Origin of the sequence: Pseudoalteromonas sp. Ld19 (assembly GCF_045064135.1) — a bacterium.
Classification (GTDB): Bacteria; Pseudomonadota; Gammaproteobacteria; order Enterobacterales; family Alteromonadaceae; genus Pseudoalteromonas; species Pseudoalteromonas aliena.
This window is the reverse complement of record NZ_JBISHA010000017.1, coordinates 420889-435359: the sequence shown is the minus strand read 5'-3', so window position 1 is coordinate 435359 and position 14471 is coordinate 420889. Positions and strand designations below refer to the sequence as shown.

Below are 14471 nucleotides of genomic sequence, written 5' to 3'. Positions count from 1 at the left end.
TTCAGGTGAACAAGATGAAAGCTAAGTGTCTAAACCAAACCCTATTCCAATCAGGCTTAAAGAAGCTCGTAAGCGAGCGAACATGACTCAAAAAGAATTAGGTATTCGTATTGGCATGGATCAAAGTTCAGCAAGTAGCAGAATGAACCATTATGAAAAAGATAGGCACACCCCTGACATACAAACATTACAGCGCATGGCTGATGAGCTAGGTGTTCCATTGAATTATCTATTTTGCGATAGTGCTGAATCAGCAGAGTTGGCTTGTTTAATTGATTACTTATCTTTAGAAGAAAAACAAAAACTGATAAAAAAACTTAAGTGTCAATAGGAATGACTAATAAAAGGAAAGTACGTGAGACATAAACAGCCGAACATTATAGAAAGTGTAATTCGAACTTCTCAGAATCCAAATAATATTATCCTTAATGCCTTCGATAAAGTTCCAAAAAAAACTCTATCTAAGTTTTTTCAAGTTGCCCTAGACCACATACCTTTCAAGGGTTCCTTTATAAAACAAGTTGAAACAAGAAAATTTGAGGAGGTAGAAGACTTTGATTCTCCACAATTTCTAGTCGATGTAACTGATTCTGACATGTTCTATTTGTGCTTAGGCATCTTAGAGAGAAATATATTAAAAGTTAAAGAGTTTGTTCAAAAAGAAAAAGAATTTAACAGAAGCCTATATTCTAACCATAACACTAATGCTTTTGAGAACCTTCGCTTAATCGATACTCAGTTTGGGTTTTCTTTTTGGGGGGAAGCTTCAAAAATAGCTGTTTTAGCAATTGATAAGCGTGAACAAGAATATCAAATTCCAAATACATTAAAAGAAAGCTCTCTTCCGTCTATATTACTTAACTATTGTAAAGACTTCGCGTCTAACTGTTTTAATGAGGAAAGCCTGCATAACGAGTTAATTAGCGAATATAATAAATCTGCAGATACTAGCGATACTCATGAATTTATTAAATATAGAACTTTTGGTTTTAATCCCAGATTAGAGCTAGACCTTTACAGGGTATTAAAATTTGAATTAAGAGGCACCTTGGTTGATCTATATAAAGCATTTGAAATAATCTGCTTAAAAAACATGCAAAAATCAACTGACAAGGATATACAAAAGCTCAGCATTAAATTTTTAAAAGATATAAAGCATGAATCTTTTAAACTATCAGAACACAAAGAAATAAAACTTTTAGATTATAATGAAGAGTTAAAAGTTGTAGATGAATACAGCAAATGTAAATACTTAAATGTAGTAAATCTATGTGAAAATATCGCTCCTAACGATATTGGAATTCTAACTTTGTGCTCAAAGTCATTATCTTACATAGGCTATAGATACATAGAAGATACTTTTTATAAAAAAATTTACAATCTCCTTGCTGATATTTTTAATAAAGCTGAGCGGTTTAACGAATCCAGCAACGTACTTTCTAGTATATGTCACTTATTACGAACAAATTATAAATTCCTGATTCTTAATGAAATAATTTATAATGAAACCTTTCCGGTTGAAACCACTAAAGAAAGAAGCTTTTTTTCAACAAAGTTTTCGAATATTCCGACAGCTTTTAAATTAGCAGATCTGTTAGGCAAAGCTGAAATGACTGAGCTATATAAAAGTCAAATGCCATATAGTGAAACGTTTAATTTATATAATTCAATTGAAGAATATTCATCGAAAACAACGACTCTTTCACCTAAAAATGTTAAGTATTTCGCTAGAAAAATGCTCCTATCCGGAAACAATCAGAAAGCGATAGAGCTATATGAAAAAAGCGGTATAGCGCTTGATAATGAAATGAATAAAGATTACTTACTAACATTAGTGAATTGCAATCGAACACTAGATGCAATTGAGCACTTTTTTTATTTATATTTAGAAAAACCAAACGCACTTAAGTACTTTTCGATAAATAGCTTATATAACAAAGTGGTAAAAGAAGTAAACTCTATAAAATCAATACTAATCCCTCTATGCTTATATCTATATAGGGAAATACAAGATACAAGCATAAATAAATCTGCAAGAGCAATTGCATTAAAGAAGTATGTTCGAGATTGTGGTGTAAAAAGACCAAGCGAATTATCATTTCCTGATGATGATAAAAAAACAATTATATTTTTAGAACATGTTTGCAATAGAGATATTTTATGCAAAAGCATGCTTTTCAAGTATCAGACAGACGCATATGATGAGCGTATTAAAATATGTAATTTATTAATATCTAGAAAATTATCAAACATAGATAAACTTGTATTTGAAACAAAGGAACTTTCAAAAAGAAAGGTTCTTGAAGATGCAGCACAACATGTATCTAGCTCAAAAGTTTATGCTGATAAAGACTTTGTTAGAACTAACACATGGGATGATTATATTAACTACTTTGATGAATACATTAATATAAATTTAGAACATTCTGAGATTGAAGAACAACTTGATCTAGCAATAGAAAGACTTAGCAAAAAGAAAATCTCCGATCCCTATATTGAGCTTATGTCTAATCAGGTTAAAGCTTATCTAGAAATTGGCGACGATAAAAAAGCCAAGGCACTATTTTCTCTGACAAAATGTATAGTAGAAGAGTATTGTTTTGGAATTAAAGGATTAAATGGGTATTTAAGCACACGCATAAGGCATCAGACTTTTTTCTCAACACTTTTAGGTCCTCTCATCAATGAAGGAATTGTATCAGATGATAAAATTGGAAAAGACAACGAATTTTTATCTCCTATTGAAAATATAGAACCATCAATTTTAAATAACCTACTAACTGAGCAGATTAAATTTAATGAGAGAATAACAAAGTCAGTAAATAACTTGCTATATAAGAACGTACAAATATGTGCAAATGGCAAAGGTAATAACAAATGTGCGTTCAACTACCTTATAGAGATTGAAACATTACATAATTTCCAAAAAAAATTAGGCACTTCTCCATCAATAAATGAGACCTGGGACACCGTCGAGACTTGGATAATAGAGCAGACAAATAACGGCTCACAAATCATCCAAACTTTAATTAGTTCGCAGCTAAAAGAAGAATTAGAAGTAGCAATTAATGAATTCGAGTTGAAGATAGAAAAATTAATAAGTGAATCTAAAGCTCATAACTCAACCTTACTTCTTAATAAAATAAAAAAATGCCGCCCTTTAGTTTTTAATCAGCTAAATATAGTAAATAGCTGGTTTGATATTGACCATTCATATGTAGAGCGAGAGTATACTTTTGATATCGTAACCGACATTGTGGAAACAATGCTTAGCACTGAATCGATTTTATCTACGAAAGTTACTGAAATTACAGTACCCCACAAACTACTGTCACCACTAGTAGACCTTTTACATAATATATTTAGTAATGCAATAAAATACTCTAGTGTAGAATCAAGAAAACTAAAAATATCCCTTGCGGCTTCGCAAGACAATAACTTAATCCACTTTTCTATCAAAAATAACGCAAACTTTCTGGGTGATATAGACACTGAAAACTTGAGACTAGAAAAATACAAAGAAAGACTATGGTAATCCCCCCATTTTTAATGGAGGCTATCTGTAGAATTTCCGTTGTTTAACTTTTCCAGTTTTTGTATGGGTGTTATCCCACCTATGCCCATGTTAGGGCGTTCATTATTATAAGTCCATAACCAATCGGTAGCTTTATCTTGTAACTCACTAATATCACTGTAAATATAATGACTTAGCCAGTCATACCTAACCGTTCGATTAAACCGCTCTACATAAGCATTTTGTTGCGGGTTACCGGGTTGAATAAACCGTAATTCGATATCATTATTCAACGCCCATTGCGCTAGTTGCTTGCTAATATATTCTGGGCCATTATCACATCTGATAGCTTTTGGTTTACCGCGCCATTCTATAATTTGATTTAACGAGCGGATCACACGTTCAGCAGGCAGTGATAAATCAGCGTCAATAGTCAGCCCTTCACGATTAAAGTCATCAATGACATTAAACAACCGACACGCTCTGCCATCCGCTAATTGGTCATGCATAAAATCCATTGACCAGCATTCATTGATGGTTTCTGGTACTGCCAATGGCTCAGGCTTATCTCTATTTAAGCGTTTCCTAGGCTTGATCCGCAAGTTTAACTCAAGCTCACGATAAATGCGGTAAACGCGCTTATGATTCCATGTGTAGCCTTTGACATTGCGTAAATATAAAAAACATAAACCGAATCCCCAATTTCGCTGACATTGGCTTAAATCCAATAGCAACGCTGCAATTTTCTCATTTTCATCAGATAGTTTTGGCGTATAGCGATAGCATGTTTCACTTATCATGAAAGTACGACAGACTAAGGCAATACTCATTTTATTTTTGCTAACGACTTCATGTGCCAAGACTTTGCGCTCAGAAGCCTTTACCACTTTTTTGCCATTGCCTCCTGAATGACCTCAGATTTTAGCCGCTCTTCAGCATACATTTTCTTTAAACGGCGATTTTCATCTTCAAGCTCTTTCATTCGTGTCATTAAAGACGCATCCATGCCGCCGTATTTAGCGCGCCATTTATAAAAGGTTGAGTTGCCCATGCCATGTTCACGGCATAGCTCAGGAATAGGTACGCCACTTTCTGCTTGTTTTAAAATGGCAAGGATCTGACTGTCTGTAAAATGTGCTTTTTTCATAATTTTCTCCTGTGTTTACAATAAGAGAAAATTCTACATTTGGCATCTATTATTTTTAGGGAGGATTACCCTATCAACTAAAGAGCTAAAATCTTTACTCCAGAAAGAAGGTGGTTCAGGAATCGCAAAGGTAAAAAGCATCTTAAAGCATGACCTTTTCTCTGATGAAACTGTAGAATTAAAGTATATAAACAAAAATGAATTCATCATTTCATTTTCTATAGATAAAAGTGCAGGAATTATTTTTAATGAAAATACTAATAGTTGAAGATGACAAGTATAAATCAGATGCAATAGTAGAGTGTCTCAATGATTACTTTGAAAAGCCTAAGATTTTTAAATCAGAGTCTTTAGCTAGTGGTTTATTTGCACTCGATGAAAACGAAGGTATTGAATTAATAATTCTAGACATGAGTATGCCTAGTTTTGATATATCAGACAAAGACCCGATGGGAGGAACTCCAGAAAGCTATGCTGGAGAGGATTTTTTATCACACATGTCACTTTTAGACATGTCTATACCTGTAATCGTTGTAACACAATTTGATAACTTTGACTCTGAAGGAAAAGAGGTATCACTCTCAAAGCTTACTAAAAGGTTATTTGAAGATCATTCTCAAGTATTTAAGGGCTCTATATATTTTAAAGTTAGTTCATCAGCATGGAAAAATGAGCTTAAAAAGCTTTTAAAGAAGGTTGTAAAATGAAAATATTAATAGTTGAAGATAACTATGACAAAGTAAGAAAAATACATGGCGTTTTTGGTGCTGATAAGCCGGAAATTAAAAGCTGCGTGAGTGCTTTTGAAGCAAAGACGATTTTAGAAAATGAGTTTTATGATATCGTCATCGTTGATATTCAAATCCCAGATATCGATGGCGGAGACATATCCCCTTCTGGAGGGATAGATTTATTATCTCATATTGAAAATTCAGATGATATTATAGCACCAGCTTATGTAATTGGACTTACCTCGTTTGATTCAAATTTTGAAGAATTGAAAGGAAACTTTGAACAGTTTGGATGGCCTCTCTACAATATTAATTCTGACTACGAAGTTTGGTCAAAAATTCTTTTGAACAAATACATATCAAAGTCAAAAAACACACAGCAATACTCAGCTGATGTAGCAATCATAACAGCTTTGGAACATACTGAATTAGAAGCCGTACTGAAGATTAACAACCCTAATTGGGAAGAAATAAATATTAAAGGGCATACCTACTACTTTTCTGAGTTTGTTGATAAGCAAAAGAATAAAATCAAAGTAGTAGCTACTGCAAGTGAAAGAATGGGAACTTCAGCAGCTTCAATTATTACTACCAAAGTTAGTTTTCATTTTAATCCACGCTTAATGATAATGTCTGGTATTTGTGCTGGAGTTAAAGGTAAGGTAGGTTTAGGTGATATTGTTGTAGCAGATCACGTTTGGGACTGGAGTGCAGGAAAAATAACTGGTGACAAGGATAATATTGACTTTTTACCTGAGCCACACCAAATCCCTCTTGCTAGAAATTTACGCGGGATTTTCAAATCATATGGAGTAACATGTCCATATTCCGAAGATATATATAGAGAGTGGGAAGGGAGGCGCGGTGAATCACATCCTAAAGTACATTTAGCCCCAATGGCCTGCGGCTCTCAAGTTATTGCAAACTCTGGATTGATGGATAAGATTTTAGAGGGTAATCGTAAAATGTTAGCGTTAGAAATGGAGTCTTATGGATTTCTATTAGCTTGTGATTCAATTGATACACCAGCATTTGTTGCTAAATCTATTTGTGATTTTGCTGACAGTGAAAAAGGTGATGAGGCGCATCAATATGCATCTTATACAAGCGCATCTTTTGCGTTCAAATTTATTTTTGAGCACTATAAAAAGCTATATAATTAATACCCCTTTTGTAATTTCAAGATTAAGCATATTTCTTTGAAGTATATGCTTAATCTTACAAAAACTAAATTTCACTCAGTTTTACAGCTCTTTTCCTAAAACTTTTTTTTGGCTTATAAGGCGTCCCCTTACCTTTTAACCCGTTGAATGTAACTGTTTTAACCTCAGAGATGAGCGTATCTATACTTTGCGTAATTGGCTCCATGAAGTGAGCGTATTTAATTTCTTTTTGGCTAATAGCCTCTAATTGAGATTCCCAATGTGCTGTCATATCAGGTATTGTCATTCGTTCAGGCAAAGAACAAATTAATTGTATACCGACATCAGTCGCTCTTATATCTTTACCTTTACGAGTCAAAAATTGACGCTTAAATAACAGTTCAATGATCCCAGCCCTTGTAGCCTCAGTTCCCAATCCATCTGTATCACGTAATACTTTTTTGATTGAGGTGTCTGTAACATAACGAGCTATGCCTGTCATAGCTGAAAGTAATGTAGCGTCAGTAAAGTACTTAGGTGGTGTAGTTTGCTTTTCTATTAAGTCGGCTTGCTGGCAATGTACTTCATCTCCTTTTGAAACATTAGGTAGACTAACCGCTGAAAACTCGCTTTCCCCCTGTGGTTTTTGTTTTGAAGGAAATAAAACTTTCCAACCTTGTGATACCACGTCTTTTTGTTTGGAAATAAATAAACCACCTGACACTTCTGTATCTATTTGCTTATCTACATACTCAAACGGAGGGTAGAACTGAATAAGATACTGGCGAGCAACAAGTTCATAAATATTATTTTCAGTCGGTGATAGACGGCTTAAATCAGTTGATTTTGATGTAGGAATTATCGCGTGGTGGGCACTTACCTTTGAGTCATTCCACGCTTTACTTTTTAGGCTAAGATTCGCATTTTTTGCGGCATCACTTAAAGCTGAGCATGATTTACCAATAGCGCCTACGACTTGCTTTACATCATTCAAATGTTCTTTAGGTAAATACCGGCAATCTGAGCGAGGGTAAGTAATTAATTTATGTCGCTCGTATAATTGCTGACACGTATCAAGTACTGATTGTGCGCTCATACCAAACCTTTTTGCCGCATCAATTTGTAAAGCCGATAAACTATAAGGTAATGGCGGAGGTGTCGCTTTTTTTGCTTGAGTTACATTAACTACTTTTCCTGCTTTACTTTGTACCTTTGAAATAACATTTAATGCTAACGCTTTAGACAACACCCGATTATCTTCATCCATATAAGGTTCACATGCTTTACTTGGCTTCCATTTAGCCTGATACGCCTCACCTTTTGAAGTAAGAAGCGTACAGATAACCTCATAGAATGGTTTTGATACAAAATTCGCAATCTCTAGGTCTCTGTGGACAATTAAACCTAAAACAGGTGTTTGTACCCTACCAATCGATAACACGCCATTATAGCCTGATTGACGCCCTTGTAGCGTGCATAGGCGAGTCATGTTAATGCCATAAAGCCAATCAGCTCTTGCGCGTGCCAATGCAGATGTAGCAAGCGGAATGAAGTCTGTATTTTTACGTAAATTGTTTAATGCTTTTTTTACTGCTGCTGGGTTTAAGTCGCTAATTAAACACCTCAAAACCTGTGTTTTTTTTGCTTTAGACACACCACAATGATTGATCACTTCGTCAATCAGGATTTGCCCAACTCGATCTGGATCGCCCATATTAACTAGCGTATCGGCTTTTTTTATTAATGTTTTTACTACTGTAAATTGCTTTCTTGTTTTACTTTTAACGACAAGCTTCCATTCATTAGGAACAATAGGCAAATGCTCAACAGCCCATTTTTTATAATCCGGGTTGTATGCTTCAGGCTCAGCTTGCTCTAATAAATGACCTATACACCAAGTAACAACATCGCCATTACCAGCGGTAATGAAACCATCACTTTTTTTATGTGGTTTAGGTAATACATCTACTAGTGCCCTACCAAGGCTTGGTTTTTCTGCAATAAACAATCTCAAACTTTTTTACCTGTAATTGGACTAACTTTATATATTTCTAGTTGCTGCTCTAACAAAGATATTTTTTCTAACGCTTCAAAAAGCGTGAATTCAAGCTGAGCGTTATGAGCTACAACTTGATCACTAAAAGCTTTTATCTGGTCGCGCTGCGTTCTATAACGCTCTTTTAATTCTTTTTCTTTGTCGCGCTGCTCACGTAGCTTACTTTCAGTCTGTTTACTTTTTTCACTTTTACCGACAGCTAAGCTTTGCTTTAGTAACTGAATTCTTTGATTAGCAATTTCGACAAATTCTGAATAGTAATAAATACCACCAGAACTTAAGCCAGCTTCATCATTGATTCTTTTTAAGCTAATGCGTCCATCTGGTTTAGTATTTAATGGCTTGCCTTCAATAAGTCGATCTAATGCTTGCTCTAACCTGATTAACGTTTCTCTGCCTCTATCTGATTGTTCAGCCATAGGTGCTCTTATAAAAGTGTTTGGTTAATGTCATGTTTGAATACATCAAAGGTAATATTATGATCTTTAAAACATTGTTCTATCGATTTAATCTCATAATAGATCTTCGACAAAATGTTAGGCATTTTCAACCCAAACTCGATTAATGATTCAAATTTGGTGATCAATAATTGCCTTTTGGGGATAAGTTCTAATGCCTTAGCTTTAGTGATAACCGCATACTTACAGACAGGCGCATCACAAATACGATCACATCGGGGGTTAGTACAATGGCCAACAGGCGTTTCTATTATGGACATTTGGCCATCTCGAACCTGCCTTGATATTTCATCACGACTCAAATAAATGGTACTTCGATCATCACCACGTAAATTTGCTATTCGTTTACCTTCAGTACCAGACAGAGACTCTGCTTCATTATAAATATGATAAAAAGTGTCGGTCATGAACTCATGATTTTCTTGTGCTATGTCTAAAAGCAATTCTTTATCTAGCATCATATCGAAATAGCCAGCGACATTAGCTTGGTTAGAATACCAAGAGGTCATAGCTATGTTGATGTGTTTGAATTGATATTTTAAATCTAAAAGTGATGCCAGTTTATTACGAACAAGGAATACAGCAAAAGTTCTTCTAAAGCAGTGTGGGTTTGGAATTAGTATTTCACCAACAACTAAACTCCCTTTTCTCGAAGGGTTTAATAAATTAAACTCCTCAACATCATGGGGGGTTGCTTTATAACTGGTAGCCTTAACAAAACTTTTTAATGACTTATCAATTGCTTGCCTGCCAGCTGCAGGATATTTTGCTGTGGGCGAATATGATAGAAAAAGGGAGTCAGCTTCTTGAATCATTTTATTTTGCTCATCTAGGTGATAGCAAGTCTGAGCATGAGCTTTCCAGTTTTTTCTTGAAAATTCATAGATATCCCATACAAGCTCAATTGCTAGTTTAACAGCAGGAATAGTCACCCAACTTGTTTCTCTTTTTACTCCAGCGATATTAACTTTTGTATGAACCCCATTAACGATAGGGATAGTCATGCCTGCATATTTTTTTTCTTGATAAGACTCTTTGGTTAAAGACTTAATTTCACCATCTCTACAGCCAGTAAAACCAGCTATGACTACATAACATGCTGCTCGAATTAAGCTTAACCACTGCCCTGTAAGATCCAGTTTAAAATCTATAGTTTTAGTTTGTACTTGATAGTTTTTTTGAGCGTAGCCTCTAGCTGTAGGGACACTATACCCTCGCTCAATATTTTTATTATAATCCTTAATAAATCTTTCATATGTATCACTAATAATCTTTCTACTTGGGTGATACTTAGCAACAATATCTAATGCAACTGTAAAATAATTAGATGCTATATTTTCTGGTAAAGCTATCGTTTGATGTGAAATTCGTTGACTATTTGAGAGTAAAACAGATAATTCATCAGCATTATTAACTACTCGGGTAATAATCCCTTCTTTTTTTAAGATGCTAAGAATTATTAAGTAGTTTTTCCATGTTTTGTATTTTAAATTGCGACTTTGGGCTACTTTTATAAACTCCCTAAACCCTCTATCTGAATTTATAAAGGTAAAGTCAGCACCACCACAATCAATTATGCACTTATCAAAAATTGAAAAAGCTTGGATGTACTTTACACCTATACTTTTTTTACTTACGAGATCATTACCATTTAATAATTTAAAAATTAATTTCTTACAAACTGATTTAAATCCATCACTGAGATTTCCAAAATTCAACTTAACGTCTTCATTTACAATTAACCAAATATCATCTTTGTAATGGCTAAATGGTTTTCCATCTGAAGAGTAAGAGATAACTCTATTATCAACATTAGTTACTTTTTGATGCTCAGTATTAATAGTGTTTAGAGGCTTTGTTAGCTCATTCATTATTAATTTAACTCCATTAAAACATCAAAATCCGTTTTATTAGCCCAAAGGGGATGCGGTAGCTCAGAATATTTCATCTCAGCACTTTTATATACGCATGAAAACTCTCGCTTCAACCGTTCTAAAATTGACTCTACGGTATTAGTAACCTTGATTAATATAGTAGTGGGTATTGAATTAATTGATGGCTGACAGGCGGCCTCAAGGACTACATCTCGAAATGATAGCATAAGCCAGATATCGTCGACTTCAGCAATAACTGCATGATATGGACAACCAAAGCATTCTAAAAACTTATGGCACGCGACTTTATTTTTTTGCTTAGCTAAACCAGCTTTAACGAGTGATTTTTTTAGCTGCTTAGCTTTTTCACCGAAAGAATCCTTACAGCGGAGTCCATTGGATAAAGCATTTGGGATATCTAATTCATTTTTTAGGTAAAATTGCTCTCTCACTGGATCTTTAAAGTGATAAGCACTTTTAATAACCGCATCATCTAATCTCTCTCCTTGAAGTGTCCGCTGCCTAACATCAAGTGCTCCTGCAATCGAGAACTCCATTAATTCAGGTACGCCATTAGAATAATGTTTTGAAACAGTATCAGGACTATTATTTAAGCCTTCAGCAACAGAAAAAATGCTTTCGGTTGCTCTCATTATTAAAGTAGCTTTAGTTTTTCTAAATCGCTGTGTGCTCAATAGTGGAAGACCAAGCAAAGCAAATGTATTATTTAATGTCGTTGCGATTCTTGTTGATCCACTCTTTGTGGCTTTATTTTTGACCAATTGTGGAAATACAAAGTCAGCATCCTGTTTTATAAGTATTTTTCTTATTAATAACCACGTTTCAAAAAACTCTTTAGCTTTTTTACTAAATCCTATTTCAAGATAGTTTTCTTTACCACCTTGCCTTTCTTTTATAGTTTTTAAAATAAAGCTTCCACCAGATACTTGGTTAAACGTATTTGTTGAAATATCTGATAACCTTAAATTAAGCAATGCTGATTCATTGGCACCTGTATAAAAACTAGTTAAAAAAAATGCAGTCTTAATTAGATCATTACGCCAAGTATCATAGCTATTTTCAGAGTGGAGCTTCTTTCCCCATGAGCTCTTAGTGTGGTAATTAAAATTACCATTTCTTATTAGTGTTTCTTTACAATATAACGGGTGTATTTCTGGCACTATGTCTAATAAAACACATTGCTTATATTCGTTAAAAATTTTATATAAAGCTTTAACTAGTTTCTTTAGTTCATCATCTGAGTATGGCAAGCTAGGCGAGGTATCGCTAGCAAAGGTTAAAAAGTCATTGCTTAAATCATCAATTAAAGATGGTTTAACCTCCGATAAAACTACTTTTATTGAATTTTGAGTTTGCATCAAAGTCTTTCCTTTAATGCCTTGGAGGTACCTTTTTTTCATCTTAGAAATGTAACTACGCACTGCTATTACAGAATAAAAATCATCAATTTCTCTTTCATCACAATGTCGAATTAGTGACACCATAGCATTAAAAATGTTAATTTTAGTTCTTGGGCGTCTATCAAGTTTTATCATGATAGAGTACAGTTCTTTGACCTTCTCCCATCTATCCATGTCTTGTCCATCTGTAACAAAGATCGTCCCTCTAGATCTAGTTTTAATCTTTGGGCAACCTTTAAAACCTAATCGTCTAAAGTAAGCAGTATGGCTATCATCTTTTAGAGTCATCTGCTCTATAGGAATTTCTAGTACATCAAGTTCTAAATCTTTTTGAATGTGGATAGCTTTACGCTTTTCATTTCCGATAAAAGCCATAGTCCTATTCCTCGACCTTTAAAACCAGATCAAGGGCTTGCTCATAAACTTCATTAGCCTTCAATGTTTGGTGACAAAACTTTAAATAATGCAGAAGCGTACTTCTTGACTTATGTCCCATTACAGATTGAATGTAATCAAGAGCATCACCTTCTTTTATCCCTTGATTTAACAGCTCTTTCAAACGAGTTACTGCATAGGTTGAACGCAAGTTATGAAACTTATGATTAAAACTCGGGTGCCTGTCTTTTACCGTATTTCGAACTTCGCACCATCTAGCATTAAATGTCCTAGAGGCGTAATGATCTCCATTCTGTGAAATGAATAAAGGTGGATTGTTTAATTCATTGGGGTTATTTACTTCGAAGAGTTTTCTACGTTTTATGTAACGCTTTGAATTAATGTATTGATGTAACTGAAGCATTACCGATGAAGGCATCTCAATTGTTCTGCTGCCAGAGCCTTTAGTGTTTACTCCCTCTTGCGGTGATATGTGCACGCCATTTGAATGGATTAAATACTTATGACGAAGTTGCTCAGCTGTTGGCTTATAAATAAACTTTGATCTAAAAGTAACAATCTCTTCTCTACGTAATCCTGTATGTCGTGCTAAAGCTACAGCAAGCTTAAACTCCTCTGATAGGTTTACTGAAGCAGCTCCTTTTGAACTATTTGAATTTACCTTTCCCTGACGACATATTTCATCGACCAAAGTCCATTCATGTTCACTCAAAGGAACAAGCTCTCTTGGCATACCAAAATTACTTTTATCCCTAGGTAGGTTAAGCCTGATGTCTGTCGAGTCTACAAAGACAAACTTACCTCTACTAAACTCATGCCCACCATTAACGTTCACTTTAATCGTTTTGTAGTTAAATGGTTTATTTATAAACTCGTAGCCTTTGCTCAAATAAAACTTATAGAAACTGACAATTGAGCCTAAATAATTATTGGCTGTTGTTCTAGCAATAGCTCCATTCTTCACCGCATCTTTAAGATGTTTACTGAACTTATACGTAGGTTTATTCCTTGAAGTGATAGGCATCTCGTCCCACTCAAGCCCTATTTCATCTAGGAAGATAAAGTAATGTAGTAATGCCTGAGCTTGAGTGTTTACACTTTTTCGATATAGAGAGGTCTTTAGATAAATAAGCCAATTATTTACAACACTAACTGGTAAACCATTGTCTTGATATAACAATACAACATCCTGAACAACGTGGCCTTTTCCATTAAAGTTAAAGCTGATCTCACCCGTATCTGAGTTAACTGACTTAGATAATTTTTGGTCAATAGTTAAACTTGGTACTGTCCATAAAATGTAGTTCATAAGCCAGATCCTATTTCACACTTTTAACAATATTTATTGTAACGATGAATTTTCATCAAAATATCGTAACAGTGCACGATCTGGATCGCCAGCATGTACAAGTAGTGAAGCTTGTTTAATCAATTTTTTTAAAACAGTAAGTTGTTTGCGTGTTTTGGTTTTAGCTTTTAACTTCCACTGGTCAGGTATTATAGGTAAGTGTTCAAACTGCCACTTTTTAAAACGCTCATCATAATCATCGGGTTCTGCTTGTTCTAGCAGATGCCCAATACACCACGAGACACAGTCTCCATTAGCGACTTCTATATAGCCATCATGCTTTTTATGTGGCTTTGGTAACGCGTCAGCAATAGCGCGTCCGAGTGAAGGTTTTTCTGCAATATAGAGTTTCATAGCTCGCTCACCACTGTTCATATAAACAGT

10 protein-coding genes and 1 pseudogene are annotated in these 14471 nt (G+C 34.6%); 4 read left to right on the top strand and 7 right to left on the bottom strand.

The annotated features are described in order from the left end of the window. The first annotated feature begins 82 nt into the window (after window positions 1-82). Window positions 83-331 carry a helix-turn-helix domain-containing protein gene (locus tag ACJJVZ_RS07175; RefSeq protein WP_405599560.1) on the top strand — a complete coding sequence of 83 codons (249 nt, stop codon included), beginning with the start codon at window positions 83-85 and terminating at the stop codon, window positions 329-331. Between the two features lie 24 nt (window positions 332-355). Next, complete coding sequence (locus ACJJVZ_RS07170; protein ID WP_405599338.1) at window positions 356-3535, top strand: hypothetical protein; 3180 nt, start codon at window positions 356-358, stop codon at window positions 3533-3535. Between the two features lie 11 nt (window positions 3536-3546). Here the strand turns inward: ACJJVZ_RS07170 and ACJJVZ_RS07165 are convergent. Then, window positions 3547-4661 (bottom strand): IS3 family transposase gene (locus ACJJVZ_RS07165; RefSeq protein WP_405597496.1). Its coding sequence is split into 2 segments (ribosomal slippage): window positions 3547-4409 and window positions 4409-4661, totalling 1116 coding nucleotides; the frame shifts between segments, so codons are not numbered across the junction. 248 nt (window positions 4662-4909) lie between these two features. Here ACJJVZ_RS07165 and ACJJVZ_RS07160 point away from each other — a divergent pair. Further along, the gene (locus ACJJVZ_RS07160) at window positions 4910-5368 is read left to right on the top strand and encodes a hypothetical protein (protein ID WP_405599335.1); all 459 of its coding nucleotides are present in this window, start codon (window positions 4910-4912) and stop codon (window positions 5366-5368) included. Continuing rightward, window positions 5365-6555 carry a response regulator gene (locus tag ACJJVZ_RS07155; RefSeq protein WP_405599333.1) on the top strand — a complete coding sequence of 397 codons (1191 nt, stop codon included), beginning with the start codon at window positions 5365-5367 and terminating at the stop codon, window positions 6553-6555. The genes ACJJVZ_RS07160 and ACJJVZ_RS07155 overlap by 4 nt, the downstream gene beginning before the upstream one ends. A gap of 64 nt (window positions 6556-6619) precedes the next feature. On the opposite strand, the gene ACJJVZ_RS07150 is transcribed toward ACJJVZ_RS07155, so the two are convergent. The 6 genes and pseudogenes from ACJJVZ_RS07150 to ACJJVZ_RS07125 all read right to left on the bottom strand — a co-directional run. Further along, window positions 6620-8548 (bottom strand): DNA topoisomerase III, encoded by a 1929-nt coding sequence (locus ACJJVZ_RS07150; protein ID WP_405599331.1) that lies wholly within the window; start codon window positions 8546-8548, stop codon window positions 6620-6622. Then, the gene (locus tag ACJJVZ_RS07145) at window positions 8545-9009 is read right to left on the bottom strand and encodes a hypothetical protein (RefSeq protein ID WP_405599328.1); all 465 of its coding nucleotides are present in this window, start codon (window positions 9007-9009) and stop codon (window positions 8545-8547) included. The genes ACJJVZ_RS07150 and ACJJVZ_RS07145 overlap by 4 nt, the downstream gene beginning before the upstream one ends. An 8-nt stretch (window positions 9010-9017) precedes the next feature. After that, entirely contained in the window at window positions 9018-10919 is a 1902-nt protein-coding gene (locus tag ACJJVZ_RS07140) for a site-specific integrase (protein ID WP_405599326.1), read from the bottom strand. 2 nt (window positions 10920-10921) lie between these two features. Further along, complete coding sequence (locus ACJJVZ_RS07135; protein WP_405599323.1) at window positions 10922-12718, bottom strand: site-specific integrase; 1797 nt, start codon at window positions 12716-12718, stop codon at window positions 10922-10924. A 4-nt stretch (window positions 12719-12722) separates the two neighbouring features. Beyond that, window positions 12723-14048, bottom strand: a complete 1326-nt coding sequence (locus ACJJVZ_RS07130; protein WP_405599320.1) for a tyrosine-type recombinase/integrase — start codon at window positions 14046-14048, stop codon at window positions 12723-12725. Between the two features lie 75 nt (window positions 14049-14123). Then, a pseudogene (locus ACJJVZ_RS07125) lies at window positions 14124-14441 on the bottom strand (toprim domain-containing protein); the annotation flags it as partial. Between the last annotated feature and the right edge of the window lie 30 nt (window positions 14442-14471).